Annotated in this window: 21 protein-coding genes; 14 read left to right on the plus strand and 7 right to left on the minus strand. The window is 72.6% G+C overall.

The window, feature by feature from the left end:
- The first annotated feature begins 19 nt into the window (after positions 1-19).
- Positions 20-559, plus strand: coding sequence for a helix-turn-helix domain-containing protein (locus ACFPLC_RS29210; protein ID WP_378190893.1), 540 nt, complete (start codon positions 20-22; stop codon positions 557-559).
- A 21-nt stretch (positions 560-580) separates the two neighbouring features.
- The gene (locus tag ACFPLC_RS29215; RefSeq protein ID WP_378190891.1) at positions 581-1,513 is read left to right on the plus strand and encodes a D-2-hydroxyacid dehydrogenase family protein; all 933 of its coding nucleotides are present in this window, start codon (positions 581-583) and stop codon (positions 1,511-1,513) included.
- A 201-nt stretch (positions 1,514-1,714) separates the two neighbouring features.
- On the opposite strand, the gene ACFPLC_RS29220 is transcribed toward ACFPLC_RS29215, so the two are convergent.
- The 5 genes from ACFPLC_RS29220 to ACFPLC_RS29240 all read right to left on the minus strand — a co-directional run bounded on the left by ACFPLC_RS29220 (position 1,715) and on the right by ACFPLC_RS29240 (position 6,405).
- Positions 1,715-3,193, minus strand: a complete 1,479-nt coding sequence (locus tag ACFPLC_RS29220) for an alpha/beta hydrolase (RefSeq protein ID WP_378190888.1) — start codon at positions 3,191-3,193, stop codon at positions 1,715-1,717.
- The gene (locus ACFPLC_RS29225; RefSeq protein WP_378190886.1) at positions 3,190-4,005 is read right to left on the minus strand and encodes a serine hydrolase domain-containing protein; all 816 of its coding nucleotides are present in this window, start codon (positions 4,003-4,005) and stop codon (positions 3,190-3,192) included. Before ACFPLC_RS29225 ends, ACFPLC_RS29220 begins: the two co-directional genes overlap by 4 nt.
- A 73-nt stretch (positions 4,006-4,078) precedes the next feature.
- Positions 4,079-4,345, minus strand: a complete 267-nt coding sequence (locus ACFPLC_RS29230) for an HPr family phosphocarrier protein (protein WP_043789650.1) — start codon at positions 4,343-4,345, stop codon at positions 4,079-4,081.
- 42 nt (positions 4,346-4,387) lie between these two features.
- On the minus strand, positions 4,388-5,620 hold the full coding sequence (locus ACFPLC_RS29235) for a PTS transporter subunit EIIC (RefSeq protein WP_191316499.1): 1,233 nt from the start codon (positions 5,618-5,620) through the stop codon (positions 4,388-4,390).
- Positions 5,617-6,405 (minus strand): GntR family transcriptional regulator, encoded by a 789-nt coding sequence (locus tag ACFPLC_RS29240; protein WP_191316498.1) that lies wholly within the window; start codon positions 6,403-6,405, stop codon positions 5,617-5,619. The genes ACFPLC_RS29235 and ACFPLC_RS29240 overlap by 4 nt, the downstream gene beginning before the upstream one ends.
- A 164-nt stretch (positions 6,406-6,569) precedes the next feature.
- Between ACFPLC_RS29240 and ACFPLC_RS29245 the strand changes: the two genes are divergently transcribed.
- Both ACFPLC_RS29245 and ACFPLC_RS29250 read left to right on the plus strand, forming a co-directional pair.
- Positions 6,570-6,887 carry a PTS sugar transporter subunit IIB gene (locus ACFPLC_RS29245; protein WP_378236285.1) on the plus strand — a complete coding sequence of 106 codons (318 nt, stop codon included), beginning with the start codon at positions 6,570-6,572 and terminating at the stop codon, positions 6,885-6,887.
- Positions 6,884-7,339 carry a PTS sugar transporter subunit IIA gene (locus ACFPLC_RS29250; protein WP_378190880.1) on the plus strand — a complete coding sequence of 152 codons (456 nt, stop codon included), beginning with the start codon at positions 6,884-6,886 and terminating at the stop codon, positions 7,337-7,339. Before ACFPLC_RS29245 ends, ACFPLC_RS29250 begins: the two co-directional genes overlap by 4 nt.
- A 135-nt stretch (positions 7,340-7,474) precedes the next feature.
- Here the strand turns inward: ACFPLC_RS29250 and ACFPLC_RS29255 are convergent, their stop codons facing one another.
- On the minus strand, positions 7,475-7,912 hold the full coding sequence (locus ACFPLC_RS29255) for a QcrA and Rieske domain-containing protein (RefSeq protein ID WP_191316496.1): 438 nt from the start codon (positions 7,910-7,912) through the stop codon (positions 7,475-7,477).
- A 105-nt stretch (positions 7,913-8,017) separates the two neighbouring features.
- Between ACFPLC_RS29255 and ACFPLC_RS29260 the strand changes: the two genes are divergently transcribed.
- From ACFPLC_RS29260 to ACFPLC_RS29300, 9 genes are all read left to right on the plus strand, one after another.
- Positions 8,018-8,386, plus strand: a complete 369-nt coding sequence (locus ACFPLC_RS29260) for a hypothetical protein (RefSeq protein WP_191316495.1) — start codon at positions 8,018-8,020, stop codon at positions 8,384-8,386.
- An 8-nt stretch (positions 8,387-8,394) separates the two neighbouring features.
- Positions 8,395-8,907 carry a sigma-70 family RNA polymerase sigma factor gene (locus tag ACFPLC_RS29265; RefSeq protein ID WP_191316494.1) on the plus strand — a complete coding sequence of 171 codons (513 nt, stop codon included), beginning with the start codon at positions 8,395-8,397 and terminating at the stop codon, positions 8,905-8,907.
- Positions 8,904-9,557: an anti-sigma factor family protein gene (locus ACFPLC_RS29270; protein ID WP_378190877.1), complete on the plus strand. Its 654-nt coding sequence runs from the start codon at positions 8,904-8,906 to the stop codon at positions 9,555-9,557. Before ACFPLC_RS29265 ends, ACFPLC_RS29270 begins: the two co-directional genes overlap by 4 nt.
- 334 nt (positions 9,558-9,891) lie before the next feature.
- Positions 9,892-11,079 carry a chorismate synthase gene (gene aroC / locus ACFPLC_RS29275; RefSeq protein WP_378190875.1) on the plus strand — a complete coding sequence of 396 codons (1,188 nt, stop codon included), beginning with the start codon at positions 9,892-9,894 and terminating at the stop codon, positions 11,077-11,079.
- Positions 11,076-11,600, plus strand: a complete 525-nt coding sequence (locus ACFPLC_RS29280) for a shikimate kinase (protein ID WP_378190873.1) — start codon at positions 11,076-11,078, stop codon at positions 11,598-11,600. Before aroC ends, ACFPLC_RS29280 begins: the two co-directional genes overlap by 4 nt.
- A gap of 8 nt (positions 11,601-11,608) precedes the next feature.
- Positions 11,609-12,718, plus strand: a complete 1,110-nt coding sequence (aroB, locus tag ACFPLC_RS29285) for a 3-dehydroquinate synthase (protein WP_378190871.1) — start codon at positions 11,609-11,611, stop codon at positions 12,716-12,718.
- Positions 12,715-13,146, plus strand: a complete 432-nt coding sequence (aroQ, locus tag ACFPLC_RS29290; protein WP_191316489.1) for a type II 3-dehydroquinate dehydratase — start codon at positions 12,715-12,717, stop codon at positions 13,144-13,146. Before aroB ends, aroQ begins: the two co-directional genes overlap by 4 nt.
- Entirely contained in the window at positions 13,143-14,003 is an 861-nt protein-coding gene (locus ACFPLC_RS29295) for a GNAT family N-acetyltransferase (RefSeq protein WP_378190869.1), read from the plus strand. Before aroQ ends, ACFPLC_RS29295 begins: the two co-directional genes overlap by 4 nt.
- Before the next feature lie 321 nt (positions 14,004-14,324).
- Positions 14,325-15,803, plus strand: a complete 1,479-nt coding sequence (locus tag ACFPLC_RS29300; protein ID WP_378190865.1) for a glycoside hydrolase family protein — start codon at positions 14,325-14,327, stop codon at positions 15,801-15,803.
- A gap of 72 nt (positions 15,804-15,875) precedes the next feature.
- On the opposite strand, the gene ACFPLC_RS29305 is transcribed toward ACFPLC_RS29300, so the two are convergent.
- The gene (locus ACFPLC_RS29305; protein WP_229903160.1) at positions 15,876-16,253 is read right to left on the minus strand and encodes a B-4DMT family transporter; all 378 of its coding nucleotides are present in this window, start codon (positions 16,251-16,253) and stop codon (positions 15,876-15,878) included.
- Between the two features lie 92 nt (positions 16,254-16,345).
- On the opposite strand from ACFPLC_RS29305, the gene ACFPLC_RS29310 reads away from it, so the two are divergent.
- Complete coding sequence (locus ACFPLC_RS29310; RefSeq protein WP_378190864.1) at positions 16,346-17,434, plus strand: M24 family metallopeptidase; 1,089 nt, start codon at positions 16,346-16,348, stop codon at positions 17,432-17,434.
- The last annotated feature ends 34 nt before the right edge of the window (positions 17,435-17,468 follow it).

The raw sequence follows: 17,468 nt of genomic DNA on the forward strand, positions 1-17,468 counted from the left end.
GACATGAGAACATTGGGGGGTGGACACCTTGGAACTCCTGGGCCACCCGGTGCGGCTGCGGATCGTGCACGCCCTGCGCGGCGAACGGACCCTCACCACCGCCCAGCTCGGCGGGCTCCTGCCGGACGTCTCGAAAGCCATGCTCTACCGGCACGTCGACCTGCTCGCCGCCGCTGAGGTCTTGGAGGTGGCCGAGGAACGCCGGGTCCGCGGCGCGGTCGAGCGCCACTACCGGTTGCGCCGGGACCGGGCGTCGGTCGACCCCGGCACGGTCGCGGCGATGTCGGCCGAGGACCACCGGCGCGGGTTCGCCGTGGCGGTCGCCACCCTGGTCGCCGAGTTCAACGCCTACCTCGACCGCGACGACGCCGACCCCTCGGCCGACCCGGTCGGCTACCAGCAGCACGCGGTCTGGCTGACCCGGGACGAGCTGCTCGCCCTGGTCGGCGAACTGCGGGCCGCGATCCTCCCGCGGCTGGCCAACCCGGCCACCCCCGACCGCACGCGGTACCTGCTCAGCCCCATCCTCTTCCCCGGGGAGCCGCCCGCCGCCGGGTGAGGCAGCCACTACGGTGAGGCCATGCGGATCGCGATTCTCGACGACTACCAGAACGTCGCCCTCACCTTCGGGGACTGGGACTCGCTGAAGGCCGACATCACGGTCTTCACCGAACCCCTCACCGACGTCGTCAAGCAGCTGCAGGGCTTCGAATGCGTCGTCGCGATGCGCGAGCGCACCCGGTTCCCGGCCGAGGTGCTCGGCGCTCTTCCCGACCTGAAGCTGCTGGTCAGCACGGGCAAGCGGAACGCGGCCATCGACGTGGCCGCCGCGCGGCGGGCCGGCATCGTCGTGTCCGCCACCGGCTACATCGGGGAGCCGACCGCCGAGCACACCTGGGCGCTGATCCTGGCCGCGTCGCGGAACCTGCCGCAGGAGTTCCGCTCCATGCGCGAGGGCGGCTGGCAGACCGGCGTCGGCACCATGCTGCACGGCAAGACGCTCGGCCTGCTCGGCCTCGGCAGGCTCGGCGCCGGCGCGGCGAAGATCGGCCAGGTCTTCGGGATGGAGACCATCGCCTGGAGCCAGAACCTGACGCAGGAGAAGGCGGACCCGCACGGCGTCACCGCGGTGACCAAGGACGAGCTCTTCGCGCGCTCGGACGTGCTGTCCGTCCACCTGGTCCTCAGTGAGCGCACCCGCGGCCTGGTCGGCGCGGCCGAGCTCGCCGCGATGAAGCCGACGGCGTTGCTGGTGAACACCTCGCGCGGTCCGATCGTCGACGAAGCCGCGTTGGTGGACGCGTTGCGGCGCAAGGAGATCCGCGCCGCCGCGCTGGACGTCTACGACACCGAGCCGTTCCCCGCCGACCATCCACTGAGGACACTCGACAACGCGGTCCTGACGCCGCACATCGGCTTCGTCACCCGGGAGGTCTACGAGATCTTCTACGGCGACGCGGTCGAGGACATCGCCGCCTACCAGGCGGGATCGCCGATCCGCGTGATGGAGTGAAGAAGGCGTGCGGCCCGCCGGGGCCCGAGGTCCCCGCACCGGCCCTGCGGCGGGCCTGCACCCTTAGATGACACCACCCGCGCCCGGCCGTGGGCAGGGTCTTTGGACCCTGCCGGTGGGGTCCGTTCGGCTGAACCCCCTGCCACCGCGGGTCGTGAGTGAGAAACAGTGTTCTAACCCGGTTTCCCACTCACGAGCGGGTCAGGGGAACGGCTGGGTGTCCGGTGGGCAGGTGGTCCCGGGCGCCGGGGCGGCCAGGTCCGTCAGGTACCGCACCACGGCCGCCGAAGCGCACGCGCTCGGGGCGTCGAGCGAGGTGTGGCCGTAGCCGTCGACGACGAGCACCCGGCCGTCGCCCAGTTCCGCCGCCGTCGCCTCGGCGTTGTGCAGGGGTGTCGCCGGGTCGAACCGGTTGTTCAGCACCAGGACCGGGTTCTTCCGCGGCCGGTTCCACGGCCCGGTGTACCGGTCTTCGTCGCGCGCCGGCCAGCCGACGCACTGCGCCATCGAATAGACCGCGCTCAACCCGAAATACGGCTGGCGCGCGCTCTCCCGGGCGGCGAGGGCGGCGTAGTCCCCAGGGGACTGCGGGTTGTCGCTGTCGACGCACTGGACGGCCAGGAACCCGGGGGAGTGCGCCGGCACGGCCGGGTCGAGCACCGGCACCGCGGGCCCGGGATCCGCCGGCATCGCGGCCAGTGTCTGCGCGAGCCGCTTCCACCGGCCGGACTGGTACAGCGCGCTGCCGACCGTCTTCATCAGGGAAGCCACCTCCGGCCCCCGGGACGCGCGGGCGAAGATCCCGGCGAACCTCTGCTTCGGGTCACCCGCGGAGAAGGCGCACTTCGGCCCGGCCGCGGCGCACACCGCGAAGAACTGGTCCAGCTCCTGCTGTTGGGCCCCGGCGACGTCGGCCCGCACGTCCACGGGCTGCTGCTCCTGGCCCGGCTTCCCGGTGGCGTTCGCGACCAGATCCAGCGTGCCGTCGAGAGTCATCGCGCGGACCCGGTCCGGGAACAGGTTCGCGTACGTGCCGCCCAGGTACGTGCCGTAGGAGTAGCCGTAGAAGTTCAGCGAGACGTCCCCGACGGCCTGGCGCAGCAGCTCCAGATCGCGGGCCACGTTCGCCGTCGAGAGGTGGCTCAACAGGGCACCCGAGGCCGCGCAGGCACGGCCCGTCGCGGCGCTCGCGGCGAAGAACGCGTCCGGGTCCCGCAGCGGCGACCCGGCCGGCGGCAGGTGGTCCGCGCCCGGGCACCTGATCGGCGAAGACCCGCCGATCCCGCGCGGGTCGAAGCTCACCAGGTCGAACCGGGCCCGCAGCTCCGGCGGGTACCGGGCGGCGAACCGGGTCAGCTCGCCGACGCCGTCGGTGCCCGGGCCGCCGAAGTTGAAGAACAGCGAGCCGAGCCGCCGTCCCGGGTCGGTCGACGGCAGCCGGATCACCGACAGCGTGATCGTGGCGCCCTTCGGGTCGCGGTAACTCAGCGGCACCGCCGCGCCCGCGCACTGGAACGACCCGTGGCAGGGCGCCCAGTGCAGCACCGGGACCGCGGCGCCGTTCGTGCCGAGCGCCCGGGGAGCCGCGGGTGCCGGCGGGGACGACGTCGGTGCGGGCGCCGCCTGGGGTGCGCTGCAGGCGGTGAGCAGCAGGAGAGCGGCGAGGAAGGCCCGCTTCACGCGCCGAGGTCCGCCAGGACGGCGTCGGTGTAGCGCGGCCAGACCTCGGCGGCCCACGGGCCGAACGCCCGGTCGGTCAGCGCGACGCAGGCCGCGCCCGCGTCCGGGTCGACCCAGAGGAACGTGCCCGACTGGCCGAAGTGGCCGAACGTCCGCGGCGAGCTCTGCGCACCGGTCCAGTGCGGGCTCTTGTGGTCGCGGATTTCGAAGCCGAGACCCCAGTCGTTGGGCTTCTGGTGCCCGAACCCGGGGAGCACGCCGGACAGGCCGGGGAACACGACGTCCGTCGCCGCGGCGACGGTGGCCGGGTCCAGCAGCTTCGGGGCCTGCAGTTCGGCGGCGAAGGCGCCCAGGTCGTCCACAGTGGACACGGCGCCGGACGCGGGCGAGCCGTCGAGGGCCGTCGAAGTCATGCCGAGCGGGGCGAACAGCGCTTCGGCCTGGTATTGCGCGAAGGGGATGCCGGAGTGCTCGGCCAGCGCGTCGGCCAGCTGCTCGAACCCGGCGTTGGAGTAGAGCCGCCGCGTGCCCGGCGCGGCCATCGCCTTGTGCGCGTCGAAGGCGAGCCCGGAGGTGTGGGCCAGCAGGTGCCGCACGGTCGAGCCCTCGGGGCCGGCCGGGGTGTCGAGCTCGACCACGCCTTCCTCGACCGCGATGAGCGCGGCGTAGGCGGTCAGCGGCTTGGAGACCGAGGCGAGCCGGAACTTCCGCGCGGTGTCGCCGTGGCGGCCCAGGACGCTCCCGTCCGCCGCCACCACGGCCGTCGCGGCGTTGTCCACCGGCCACTCGTCGATCAGGCGCACGCTCTCCATGCGCCCACCCTACGAAACGAAGGCCCCCGCACCGGTGTCGGGGACCGGTGCGGAGGCCTTCGCGGGGGGTTCGTCAGGCGTCGAGGTCGGTGGCGACGAGCTGGGCGACCGCTTCCACGGCCTCCTCGGCGCCCTCGCCCTCGGCGCTGATGATGACCTCGTCGCCGTAGCCGGCGGCCAGCGTCATCAGGTTGAGCACGCTGCCGGCGGCCACCGGGTCCCCGCCGGCCTTGGCGATCTGCACCGCGACGGGCTGCGCCGCGGCCGCCTTCGCCACCAGCGCGGCCGGCCGGGCGTGCAGCCCCACCTTGCTGGCCACGGCGACGCGTTTCTCCGGCATGTTCGTCCTCTCGCTCAAACAGGTACTACGTCGGTGGAGATGTTACTTCGCGGAAGTCCGCTCGAGGTCCGCCTCGATCGAGTCGTCCTCACGACCCGGCGTGCGCAGGTTCCACTTGGTGATGACGATCCGGAACACGAAGTAGTAGATCACCGCCAGGACCAGGCCGATCGGGATGAGCAGCCACGCCTTGTGCGCGGTGTCCAGGCTCGAGTTGAGCGCGAAGTCGATCGCGCCGCCGGAGAAGGAGAAGCCGAGCTTGATGCCCAGTGCGTTCACCACGGCGAGGGTGAGGCCGGTCATGATCGCGTGGAAGATGTACAGCGGCCACGCCACGAACATGAACGAGAACTCGATCGGCTCGGTGACACCGGTGATGAACGAGGTCAGCGCGGCCGCGATCATCACACCGCCGACGACCTTCTTCTGCGCCGGGCGGGCGGTCTGCCAGATCGCCAGCGCGGCGGCGGGCAGGGCGAACATGAACACCGGGAAGAAGCCGGTCATGAACGTGCCCGAGCCCTGCACGTGGTTGAAGAAGTTGGTCAGGTCGCCGCCGCCGAAGATGAACCACACCGGGACGTTGAGCAGCTGGTGCAGACCGACCGGGATGAGCAGGCGGTTCAGGAAACCGTAGATCCCGCCACCGACCACCGGGGAGCCGACGACGACCTCGCCGATGTTGTGGATGCCCGCGTCGACCCACTTGAAGACGATGCCGAAGACGACGCCGAGGATGATCATCGCGAACGCGGTGACGATCGGCACGAACCGGCGGCCGCCGAAGAAGGCCAGCCAGGCGGGCAGCTTGATCCGGTAAAAGCGCTGCCACAGCAGCGCCGCGACGATGCCGGAGACGATGCCGGTCAGGACGCTGTAGGGCCAGTGGATCGGGGCCAGGTCCCAGCCGGGCTTGTAGCCTTCCTGGCTCTTGATCGGCGCGATGGCCTGGATGACCTTGTTGAACACGACCCAGCCGACGGCCGCGGCGACCGCCGTGGAGCCGTCACCCTTGCGGGCGAAGCCGACCGCGATACCGATCGCGAACAGCAGCGGGAGCCAGTCGAAGAGGCCACTGCCCGCCGCACCGATGACATCGGCGACCTTGTCCCAGCCCAGGCCGTCCGCCCCGAGGACGTCCGGCTGGCCCAGCCGGCTGAGCAAGCCGGCCGCCGGGAGGGTGGCGATGGGAAGCATGAGGCTGCGGCCGAAGCGCTGAAGACCGGCGAGGCCTCCGCCGCTCTTCTTCGCCCCCTCCGCGGTGGTGGTGCTCATCTGGTTCCTCCATAGTGGGGTGGTTGACCGGGCTCCGGGGTGTTCCGGTCCAACTGCATGGTCACCTGGTAGTGGTCTCCCCGGTACCAGGACGTGATGTCTTCGATGGGGTCGCCGTTCGCGCTGGAGACCCGCCGGAACACGAGCAGCGGGCTGCCGGCACGCATGCCGAGCAGCCGGGCCGTCTCGCGGTCCGCGCCTTCGGCCCAGACCGTCTGCCACGCCCGGTCGGGACGCACACCGTACGTCTCGGCCAGTTGCGCGTAGATGGACTGGGTCAGGTCGAGCCCGAGCAGGCCGGGGGCCCGGCCCGCGTGGTACCAGCCGCGCTCGACGGCCAGTGGCACGCCGTCGGCGTGGCGCAGGCGCACCAGGTGGTGCGCGGACGCGCCCTCGGCCAGGCCGAGGGCGTGCGCCGAGGCGGTGGGCGGCACCTCGGTGGCCGCGGAGACCACCTCGGTCGTCGGGGTCAGCCCCCGCCTCCGCATGTCGTCGGTGAACGACATCAGGTAGAGCTGCAGCTCCATCCGCCGGGCCGCGGTGAAGGTACCCTTGCCGCGGACCCGGGCGAGCAGGCCTTCCTCGACCAGCTTGCCGATCGCCGACCGGACCGTGAGCCGCGACACGCCGTAGCGCTGGGCGAGCTCGCGTTCCGACGGGATCGGCGCACCCGGCGGGAGCTCGCGCTCCACCGTGCGGCGGAGGATTTCCCGCAGCTGGGCGTGCTTGGGCGTGGGCCCGTTGACAACCTTGTCGGGCGGCGGGACGTGCGCGGCCGCGCTCATCGGCGTCACCCTCCTCGTTCTCACGTCACCGGGGACCGGTGCTCGCGTCCGGCCCGGAACATTGGTACGTTCCGGTCTAGACCAATGATCTGATGGGGCAGGATGCTCCGCCGCGCGGACGGGTGTCAACCACCGTTATCCGTTCGTGGCCCGCGGCGGCGTGCATGCCGACGATCGGCGTAGTACAGGTGGACACGCGGTTCGCGTCAGGTTGGGAACAAACAGCGATCAAGGAGACCGCGATGGCGGATGACAGGCCCGAAAAGATCCTGGCGGCACTCGGTGGCGCGGGCAATCTCACCGAGGTCGAGGGCTGCATCACGCGGCTGCGCTGCGAGGTCGAGGACATGAGCCTCGTCGACGAGGGTGCGCTCAAGAAGGCCGGCGCGATGGGCGTGGTCAAGATGGGGTCGACGGCCCTGCAGGTGATCGTCGGGCCGGAGGCGGACACGATCGCCAGCGACATCGAGGACCTGCTGTGAGCTTCGACATCCTCAGCCCGGTCGCCGGGCGCGTGGTGCCGATCACCGAGGTCCCCGACCCGGTGTTCGCGCAGGCCATGGTGGGTCCGGGCATCGCGGTGCAGCCCGCGGGCGCCCGGTCGGACGCGGTCGCGCCGGTCGACGGCACGGTGGCGACGCTGCACCCGCACGCCTACGTCATCGCGACCGAGGACGGCAAGGCCGTGCTGGTCCACCTGGGCATCGACACGGTCAAGGAAAAGGGCGAGGGCTTCACGCTGCACGTCGTCAAGGGCGAGCAGGTGCGGGCCGGCCAGCCGGTCGTCAGCTGGGACCCGGAGGCGGTGACCGCGGCGGGCTACTCGGCGATCGTCCCGGTCGTCGCGCTGGACGCCTCGGCGGAGGTTTTGTCCGGTTTGGACACCGAGCGCGAGGTCGCCGCCGGCGACCGGCTGTTCTCCTGGGACGCCTGAGTTTCAGCCGTCACACTGTGACAACCGGGGCTTCGCCCCGGGCCGGGGGCTTCGCCACCCGGACCCCCGAAAAGCGCGCGAACGGGCCCTTGTGGATCATCGTCCACAAGGGCCCGTTCGCGTGCGCCCGGCTCGTCAGCCGGTCACGACCTTCCCGTTCTCGACCTTGACCGGCACGCTCGGCAGCGGCTTGTTCGCCGGGCCCTGCTTCACCTCGCCGGTGAGCGCGTTGAACACCGAACCGTGGCACGGGCAGACCAGGTCGGCGCCCTTCGGCGTGACGGTGCAGCCCTGGTGCGTGCACACGGCGCTGAACGCGGCGCAGGCCGATTCGGACGTCCGGGCCACGATCACGTCGGAACCGTCCGGGGCCTTCGCGGCCTTCGCCTGCCCGACCGGGACCTCGGCCAGCGCGACCAGCGGCGTCCCGGCGGCGATCGGGGCCTGCGCGGTGCCGGACTTGCCGTTCGAATCCGACGAGCAGGCGGTGAGGGCGACGGCGCCGACGGCGGCACCGGCGACGGCGGCACCGGTGGTCAGGACGGTGCGGCGGGAGTGCAGTTCGGCTGTCATGACCTAAAGAACGAGAGCGCCACCCGTTCGGTTCAATTTCCGGTGAACCGGATCGCCCCCTGTTCCGTGTATCTACCGGAGTGGGTGTGGAGTGGAGGAACGATCATGGTGAGTTGGGTTCTACGCATCGTCGTGGCGGCCGCGCTGCTCGGCTCGGCGGGCGTGCACTACTTCCTGTGGACGCAGGGGTACTCGGGCATCACCGGCACGCTGTTCCTGCTCGACGCGATCGCCGGGCTGGTGCTCGCGATCGCCGTCCTGGCCTGGCGGCACTGGCTCCCGGCGCTGGGCGCGGTCGGGTTCGGGGCGCTGACGCTCGGCGCGTACGTGCTGGCCGCGACCGTCGGGTTCATGGGCAACCACGACCAGTTCAACAGCCAGCCGGAGTACTGGGGCGTCATCACGGAGGCGGTCTGCATCGTGGGCGGCCTGGCGCTGATGTTCGTGAAGGACCGGCGCCGCGCGACGGTCTGAGGCCGCCGGTGAAGGACGTCGCCGAAGAGGCGCTCATGCGTGCGCTGCACGAGGAACACGCGGCCGCGCTGTGGTCATACGCCCTGCACCTGACCGCCGGCGACCGGATCCGCGCCGAGGACGTCGTCCAGGAGACGCTGCTGCGGGCCTGGCGGTCGCCGTCGGTGCTGGACCAGTCGCAGGGCTCGGCGCGGGGGTGGCTGTTCACGGTCGCCCGGCGGATCGCCATCGACGGCTGGCGGTCGGCGTCCGCCCGGTCGGAGGTGCCGACCGACCGGCCGCCGGACCGCGTGGTCGCCGACGGCACCGACCGCGCGGTGCAGGGCTGGCTGGTCGCCGAGGCGCTGGCCGAGCTGTCGGAACGGCACCGCGAGGTGCTGCTGCTGTGCTACTTCCAGGGCTATTCGGTCGCCGACGCGGCGCTGAAGCTGGGGGTGGCCGAAGGGACGGTCAAGTCGCGCACGCACTACGCGCTGCGCGCACTCCGCCTGGTGCTCGAGGAGAGGGGAGTGACCCAGTGAGCGAAGACCCCTTCGCGACGTTCGACGCCGCATACGTGCTCGGGGCGCTCGCCCCCGAAGACCGGCAGCGCTTCGAGGAGCACCTGCGCACGTGCGACCGGTGCGCGGCCTCGGTGCGCGAGCTGGCGGGGCTGCCCGGGCTACTGGCCAGGGTGGACACGCCGGTTTCGCTGCCGGACGGCGGTCCGCCCCCGCCGGACCTGCTGCCGTCGGTCCTCCGCCGCGTCCGGCGCGGCCGCCGGATCCGGGTCGCGGTGACGTCCGCGTCGGCCGCGCTGGCGGTGTCGGCCTGCGTGGCGCTGGCGGTGGTGGCCTCGTCCCGGCCGCCCGCGCCGTTGCCGGTGCCGCCGCCCGCGGTGGCGATGACGGCGCTGGGCCAGTTCCCGGTCCGCGCGGACGCCCGCCTGGCGGCGTTCGACTGGGGCACCCAGGTCGACATGTCGTGCAGCTACACCGGCGGCCGCAGCGGTGGGGAGTACCTCCTGGTGGCAATCTCGCGCTCAGGAACGGAGACCCAGCTGGCGACCTGGAAGGCGATCCCGGAAAACACGGCCCGCCTTTCGATCGGCACGGCGTTGCGCCAGTCGGACCTGGCGGCCCTGGAAGTCCGCCTGGCGAACGGCCTGCCCCTGCTCCGGCTGAACCTCTGAGCCGGTGGCTCATCCGGGCCGCAGGGGACCCCGGATGAGCCACCACCCACGTGACCGAACAGCCAACACACGTGATCAGGCAGTCGACATACGTGATTGGAGAGTCGACACGGGCGCGCCCGCCGTGTCGACCCCCTGATCACGCGTGTCGACCTCCCCATCACGCGAGTCGACCCTTCGATCACGCAGGCCGACCGTTTGGGTACGCAGGCCGACCCTCTGGGGACGTCGGCCGACCGTCTGGGGACGTGAAGGGGGCGGGTGGGTCTTCCGCGGTGCGGGATGAGCGGAGGCATGTCCCGGCCCCGACCGCGCCCGTGACAGGATTGAGCCCATGTTGCGCTGGATCACCGCAGGTGAATCGCACGGACCCGCGCTGGCCGCCGTGCTCGAAGGGATGCCCGCGGGCGTTGCCGTCACCACCGCCGACGTCACCGAGCAGCTGGCCCGGCGCCGCCTCGGGTTCGGCCGGAGCCCGCGGATGGGCTTCGAGACCGACCACATCGAGTTCCTCGGCGGCGTCCGCCACGGCCTGACCCAGGGCGGCCCGGTCGCGGTCCACATCGAGAACGCCGAGTGGCCCAAGTGGGAGCAGGTCATGGCGGCCGACCCGGTCGACCCGCAGGTCCTCGAAGGTCTCGCGCGCAACGAACCGCTCACCCGGCCCCGCCCCGGCCATGCGGACCTGCCCGGCATGCAGAAGTACGGCTTCGACGAGGCCCGGCCCGTCCTGGAGCGGGCGAGTGCCCGCGAAACCGCGTCACGGACGGCGCTCGGCACGGTGGCCCGCAACTTCCTCCAGCAGCTGCTCGGCGTGGAGATCCTCAGCCACGTCGTCTCGATCGGCGGCGCGGACGCGCCCGAGGGCCCGCTCCCGCAGCCGGGGGACCTGGCCGCCATCGACGAGAGCCCGGTGCGCTCCTTCAGCCAGGAAGGCACCGACGCGATGGTCGCCGAGGTCGACGCCGTGCGCAAAGCCGGCGACACCGTCGGCGGCGTGATCGAGGTCCTCGCCTACGGCCTCCCGCCGGGCCTCGGCTCGCACGTCCACTGGGACCGCCGGCTCGACGCCCGGCTCGCCGGCGCGCTGATGGGCGTCCAGGCGATGAAGGGCGTCGAGGTCGGTGACGGCTTCACGACCGCACGCCGCTGGGGCAGCCAGGCCCACGACGAGATCGACCGCGGCACCGGCCCCGTCGGCGTCACGCGCCGGTCCAACCGCGCGGGCGGCCTCGAAGGCGGCATCACCAACGGCGAACCGCTGCGCGTGCGCGTGGCCATGAAGCCGATCTCGACCGTCCCCAAAGCACTGTCCACAGTGGACGTCAAGACCGGCGAGCCCGCGGTTGCGATCCACCAGCGCTCCGACGTCTGCGCGGTGCCCCGCGCGGGGGTCGTGCTCGAGTCCGTCGTCGCGCTCGTCCTCGCCGACGCCGCGCTCGAGAAGTTCGGCGGCGACTCGCTCGCCGAGAGCAAGCGCAACGCCGAGGCGTACCTCAAGGCCCTCGAGGAGCGGTGGTGAGTCCTCGCGCGGTGATCGTCGGGCCGCCCGGCTCGGGCAAGAGCACCGTCGGCCCGCTGCTCGCCGAGGCGCTCGGCGTCGCGTTCCGGGACAGTGACGACGACATCGTCGCCCGCGCCGGCCGCAGCATCTCCGACATCTTCGCGGAAGACGGCGAACCCGCTTTCCGCGCCCTGGAAGAAGAAGCGGTCGCCACCGCGCTGGCGGAGCACGAGGGCGTGCTCTCCCTCGGCGGCGGTGCGCCGCTCACCCCGGGCACCCGCGCCCGGCTGGCCGAGCACACCGTCGTGTTCCTCAACGTCGGCCTCGCGGCGGGGGTGCAGCGCACCGGCCTGTCGAGTGCGCGGCCGCTGCTGGCCGGGGTGAACCCCCGCGCCACCTTCAAGAAACTGCTCGACGAGCGGGTGCCCGTCTACCGCGAGGTCGCCACCGTCGAGATCGTCACCGACGACCGGACGCCCTCCGAGATCGTCGCGGACCTCGTGGCGGAGCTCCCCGCTCCCGCCGAAGCCAAGGAGTGAGTTTCCCCGTGTCAGACCCGGTGCGGATCACCGTCGCCACCGCCCAGCCCTACGACGTCGTGATCGGCCGCGGCCTGCTCGGCGACCTCACCGAGCACCTGGCCGACGCCTCGAAGATCGCGCTGATCCACCCGCCGACGCTGACCGCCACGGCCGAGGCCATCCGCGACGAGCTCAACGCCGCGGGCCTCGACGCCCACCGCGTCGAGATCCCGGACGCCGAGGACGGCAAGGCGCTGACCGTCGCGGGCTTCTGCTGGGAGGTGCTCGGCCGGATCGGGCTGGACCGCCGCGGCGCCGTGGTCGGCCTCGGCGGCGGCGCCGTCACCGACCTCGCCGGGTTCGTCGCCGGCACCTGGATGCGCGGGGTCCGGCTGGTCAACGTGCCGACGACGCTGCTGGGCATGGTCGACGCCGCGGTCGGCGGCAAGACCGGCATCAACACCGAGGCCGGCAAGAACCTCGTCGGGGTGTTCCACGAGCCGAGCGCGGTCTTCGTCGACCTCGCGACGCTGGAGACGCTGCCGCCGAACGAGCTCGTCGCCGGGATGGCCGAGGTCGTCAAGGCCGGGTTCATCGCCGACCCGCGGATCCTCGAACTGATCGAGGCCGACCCGGCCGCGGCCCTCGACCCGGCCGGCGAGGTCCTCGCCGAGCTGGTGCGCCGGTCCATCCAGGTCAAGGCCGACGTCGTCGCCGCCGACCTGCGCGAGTCCGACCTGCGGGAGATCCTCAACTACGGCCACACCCTCGGCCACGCCATCGAGCGCCGCGAGCGCTACCGGTGGCGGCACGGCGCCGCGGTCAGCGTCGGGCTGGTGTTCGCGGCCGAGCTGGCACGGCTGGCCGGGCGCCTCGACGACGCCACGGCCGAGCGCCACGCGGCCGTGCTGAAGCTGCTCGGCCTGCCGACGTCGTACGACGCCGACGCGCTGCCGCAGCTGCTGGAATCCATGAAGGGCGACAAGAAGACCCGCTCCGGGGCGCTGCGGTTCGTCGTCCTCGACGCCCTCGGCAAGCCCGGCCGGCTGGAGGGCCCGGACCCGGCGCTGCTCGCGGCCGCCTACTCGGCGATCGCGGCGGAGCCGACCCCGAGCGGCGGGAGCGTGCTGCTGTGAAGGCGTTCGTGTTCAACGGCCCCAACCTCGGCCGGCTCGGCAAGCGCGAGCCGTCGGTCTACGGCTCGACCACCCACGACGACCTCGTGGCGCTGTGCGTGAAGACCGGCGCCGAGCTGGGGATCGAGGTGGAGGTCCGGCAGACCGACCACGAGGGCGAAATGGTCGGCTGGCTGCACGAAGCCGCCGACGGCGGGCACCCGGTGGTGCTCAACGCCGGCGCGTGGACGCACTACTCGATCGCGGTGCGCGACGCCGCGGCGCAGCTGACCGCGCCGCTGATCGAGCTGCACATTTCCAACGTGCACAAGCGGGAGGAGTTCCGGCACCACAGCGTGCTGTCGGACATCGCGACGGCGGTGATCGCGGGCCTCGGCGTGGACGGCTACCCGCTCGCGCTGCGCTGGCTCGCCACCCACGCGGGATGACCCTGCTCGCGACGGCCCGGCTGACGCTGCGGCCGCCGACCGAGGCCGATCGCGAAGCCGTGGTGAAGGTCTTCGCCGATTCGGAGATGAGCCGGTACTTCGCGGCGGATTTCTCCGACCCGGCCGTGGCGAGCCACTGGGTGATCGAGCGCGACGGCGAGGTGGTCGGCGTCGCGTACCTGCGTCCGTCGTGGGAGCTACCGGGCGAGGTACCTGAGCTGGGTTTCTACGTCGCGAGCGCGCACGCGGGACAGGACCTGGCCACCGAGGCGGCCCGCGCGCTGCTGGACCACGGGCTCGGCACGCTCGGGCTCCCGGCGGTGTGGGCGCTGGTCCCCGAGCGGAACGCGGCGAGCCGGAAGGTCGCGGAACGCCTGGGTTTCCTCGACGTCGGCAGCGGCGTGCACTACGGCGACCCGCACCGCGTGCTGGTGGCGCTGCCGCCGGTCCACGGGCGGCCGCACCACATCGAGCTGTGGGTGCCGGACCTCGCCGAGGCTTCGCGAAGCTGGGGTTGGCTCCTCGGCGAGCTGGGGTGGCGCGAGTTCCAGCGCTGGCCGGCGGGCGTCAGCTGGCGGCTGGGCGGGACGTATCTGGTGGTCGAGGAGTCCCCGGCGCTGAGCGCGGCGGGACACGAGCGCACGCGGCCGGGGTTGAACCACTTGGCACTGCACGTGGGGACGCGGGCGGACGTGGACGACCTCGTGGCCCGGGCGGGGGACCACGGCTGGCGGCCGCTGTTCGCGGAGAAGTACCCGCACGCGGGCGGCCCCGCCCACTACGCGGCGTACCTGGAGAACGAGGCCGGGTTCGAGATCGAGCTGGTCGCGGCGGAGGGTCCCGCGGCAGGGGAGTGACCCGGCCGGGTGAAGCGCCCCAAGGCGGCCTTGGTTGCGTCAGACGCACCCAAGGCGGCCTTCGGTGCGTCTGACGCACCGAAGGCCACATTGGGGCGCTTGAGCCGGGGCGGGTGCACGGGATGCAGTGAATGACTCATTCCTGGCGTCGGACGCCAGGAATGAGTCATTCACTGCGTTCGGAGACGCGGGCTGACTGCGGGGTGCCACGAGTGGGGGACCGCCGCGCCGGACCGCGGTCGCTCGGACGGGTGAAGTCGCTCGCTACACTCCGGTGCCGTGCACCCGTTTCGTCGTGGGGGTCGGCGACCCGCTCGTGCCTTGGTCGCCAGTGTGCTGGCGGGACTGCTGCTCGCCGGGTGCACCGAGGGTTACGCCCAGCCGCAGGCGGCCGGCGAACACCCGGCCATCGCGGGCGGGAAGACCGTGGTCCCGCGGCGGCCCGCCGACGTCGACCTCCCTTCGGGTGGCCCTCGGCAGAGTGACGGTGTCGTCGCCGCCGGTGGGGCCGATTCCGTCTACAACTACGGGCCGTCCGTCATGCTCGACCGGGGGCAGACCCGGATGTGGTGGTGCAGCCAGTACGGCGGTGCCGGGCCGCCCGGGGACGACGTCCTCTACGCGCAGGCGCCGTCGTCCGACGGGCCGTTCACCGGTCCGGACGGCGGGATCCCGGCCGCCGTGTTCTCCGGGGCGCCCGGGCAGTTCGACGGCATGCACACGTGCGATCCGTCCGTGCTGCGCGTCGGCTCGACGTACTACCTGTACTACACCGGCGCCGCCGGGGACCACGCGCTCGGCAACTCGATCGGGCTCGCGACCAGCCCCGACGGGATCCACTGGACCCGCGCGGCCGGCGGACGGCCGATCCTCGGGCCGTCGCACGACGTGCACCGCGAGAACGTCTACGGCGCGGGCCAGCCGTCGGTGGTCTACCTCGACGGCTGGTTCTACCTGATGTTCACCGACACGACCGGCCGCGCCGCGGGTGCCAACGGCGCGGGGCAGTTCCTGCTCCGCTCGCGCGACCCCGCGTTCGGGGCCGGCGTGCAGGCCCTCGACGTCGGCGGGTTCGTGCCGGTGGCCTCGACCGCGGCGCCGCGGGCCCGGTCGATCGTCGACGGGTTCAGCGCGGACCTGATGTGGGTGGGCGCGCTCGCCGCGTTCGTCGTCGCGCACGAGACCGACGGCGGGACGACGCTGACGTTCTGGACCGCGGACTTCACCGAGCACCCGTACCGGCCCGTGCTCGTCCCCGGGCCGTGGCGGGAGGGCCCGGGCCTGGTGCGCCGTCCGGACGGCCACGCGCCGCTGTCGCCGGCCGACCCGTGCGACCGGGTGCCCTTCGACCTCGTGCGCGCGACGACGAACGGCGGCGCGAACGCCCCGACCGACCTGCGGCACTTCGGGCTGGACCTGCTGGGCAGCCAGGCCTGCGCGAACCCGGACCGGACGGCGGCGACGTTCGACGGCGTGACGGCACCCTCCCCGGAACGCACGATGGACCTGGTCCGCGCCGGTGGCCGCGTCCGCGTGGACCGCCGCGCGGTGGCGGTGGCGCTGGCGGGCGAAGTCCTCGACAAGGCGCCGCCCGCACTGGCGACCCTGCCCTTGACGACGCGGCTGCGCTCGGGCGCGGAAGCGGTCCAGGCACCGGACCGCGGCTTCGCCTTCGTGCTGGACGGCCGCCGCTGGCCGGTCCCCGGCCCGGCCGCCGTGGGCGACAACGGCTCGACGGCCCACCCGGTGCCCCCAACCCAATGGGACGGCTACCCACCCGGCCCGTCCCTGGTGGGCTGACACCCGGCCCTCGTGAGTGAGAAACAGTGTTCTAACCCTGTTTCTCACTCACGACCAGATGCGGGAGGGCGGTCAGGCGTCGGTGTCCGGGGACTTTCCGATCCGGCCGCCCACGAACAACCCCAGGCCCGCCGGGATCAGGACCAGCAGGGCCGAGAACGCCGCCCCGCCGGTGAGTGCCCCGCCCAGCTCGGCCACCCCCGTCTGGTCCACGAACACCGCGCGGCCGATCACGTACAGGATTCCGGACACCACGCCCGCGACCAGCGCGGCGATGAACCACGCCCGGCCGCGGTCGGGCAGGCCGCGCCACGCGTCCAGCGCGGCCCACAGCGCCGCCGCGCCGACCAGGACCGCCAGGGCCAGCGAAGTCATCAGCGTCTGGTCCGTCGGGTGGTAGACGGCGTACTTGGCCAGCAGCGTCAGCGCCACGCCGTGCAGCAGCGCCATGCCGAGGCCACGGATCACCCAAGCGCTCATCCTGCGGAGTGTAGGCCAGGTTACCGACGAGTTGCCCCGGTGGCGCGCACTAGGGTGGACGGGTGCCTGAAACCCATGGACGACGTCGCGGCGCGCTGCGCGAGCTCCTGACCGGGGCCGGTGTCGACGCGCTGCTGATCACCGATCTGCTGAACATCCGCTACCTGACCGGGTTCACCGGCTCCAACGCCGCCGTCCTCCTGCACGCCGGCGGCGACGACAAGACGCTCTTCTGCACCGACGGCCGCTACACGACCCAGTCGGCCGCCGAGGTGCCCGACCTCGAGACCGTCGTCGACCGGGCCAGCGCCGCCGCGCTCGTCGCGAAAGCCGCGAAGGACACCAAGACCTACGGGCGGCTCGGGTTCGAGAGCCAGCACGTCAGCGTCGAGACCTACGAAGCCCTCAAGCAGCAGGTGCCCCTGAAGCGGACCCCCGGTCTGGTCGAGCGGCTGCGCGAGGTCAAGGACGAAGCCGAGATCGAGGCGCTGCGCCAGGCGTGCGCCGCCGCCGACCGGGCGCTGGACGACCTGGTCGCCGCCGGCGGGCTGCGGCCCGGGCGGACCGAGCTGGACGTTGCCCGTGACCTGGAGAACCGCATGCTGGAGCACGGCTCGTCCGCGCCCAGCTTCGCCTCCATCGTCGCCGCCGGCGCGCACTCGGCCATCCCGCACCACCAGCCGACGCACGCCGAGCTCAAGCGCGGCGACTTCGTCAAGCTGGACTTCGGCGCGACCGTCGACGGCTACCACTCCGACATGACCCGCACCTTCGTCCTCGGCGAGCCCGCGGACTGGCAGCGGGAGGTCTACGAGCTCGTGCACGCCGCCCAGGCGGCCGGGGTCGCCGCCGTCGTGCCGGGCGCCGAGGTGTCCGATGTGGACGCCGCCGCGCGGACGGTGATCGCGGACGCGGGCCACGGCGAGCACTTCGCGCACGGCCTCGGGCACGGCGTCGGCCTCCAGATCCACGAGGCGCCCAGCTTCGCCGCGACGGGCGTCGGTACACTGGCCGCCGGTATGGCGGTCACCGTCGAGCCCGGCGTGTACCTCGCGGGGCGCGGTGGCGTGCGCATCGAGGACACGCTCGTCGTGCGGGCTGGGGAGCCCGAACTCCTCACCCTGAGCACCAAGAACCTCGTGGTCGTCTGACAGCGGCCCCGAACCCGAAGATTCGACACAGGAG

This window comes from Amycolatopsis plumensis, from assembly GCF_042652605.1.
GTDB classification, from domain to species: domain Bacteria; phylum Actinomycetota; class Actinomycetes; order Mycobacteriales; family Pseudonocardiaceae; genus Amycolatopsis; species Amycolatopsis plumensis.

What these genes read in the sequence shown, in the direction of transcription:
- ACFPLC_RS29245 (WP_378236285.1), top strand. Translation starts at nt 6,570, where the DNA reads ATGCCGACGATCGGCGTAGTACAGGTGGACACGCGGTTCGCGTCAGGT.
- ACFPLC_RS29295 (WP_378190869.1), top strand. Translation starts at nt 13,143, where the DNA reads ATGACCCTGCTCGCGACGGCCCGGCTGACGCTGCGGCCGCCGACCGAG.
- ACFPLC_RS29260 (WP_191316495.1), top strand. Translation starts at nt 8,018, where the DNA reads ATGGTGAGTTGGGTTCTACGCATCGTCGTGGCGGCCGCGCTGCTCGGC.
- ACFPLC_RS29230 (WP_043789650.1), bottom strand. Translation starts at nt 4,345, where the DNA reads ATGCCGGAGAAACGCGTCGCCGTGGCCAGCAAGGTGGGGCTGCACGCC.
- ACFPLC_RS29215 (WP_378190891.1), top strand. Translation starts at nt 581, where the DNA reads ATGCGGATCGCGATTCTCGACGACTACCAGAACGTCGCCCTCACCTTC.
- ACFPLC_RS29305 (WP_229903160.1), bottom strand. Translation starts at nt 16,253, where the DNA reads ATGGCGCTGCTGCACGGCGTGGCGCTGACGCTGCTGGCCAAGTACGCC.
- ACFPLC_RS29255 (WP_191316496.1), bottom strand. Translation starts at nt 7,912, where the DNA reads ATGACAGCCGAACTGCACTCCCGCCGCACCGTCCTGACCACCGGTGCC.
- ACFPLC_RS29235 (WP_191316499.1), bottom strand. Translation starts at nt 5,620, where the DNA reads ATGAGCACCACCACCGCGGAGGGGGCGAAGAAGAGCGGCGGAGGCCTC.
- aroC (WP_378190875.1), top strand. Translation starts at nt 9,892, where the DNA reads ATGTTGCGCTGGATCACCGCAGGTGAATCGCACGGACCCGCGCTGGCC.
- ACFPLC_RS29240 (WP_191316498.1), bottom strand. Translation starts at nt 6,405, where the DNA reads ATGAGCGCGGCCGCGCACGTCCCGCCGCCCGACAAGGTTGTCAACGGG.
- ACFPLC_RS29225 (WP_378190886.1), bottom strand. Translation starts at nt 4,005, where the DNA reads ATGGAGAGCGTGCGCCTGATCGACGAGTGGCCGGTGGACAACGCCGCG.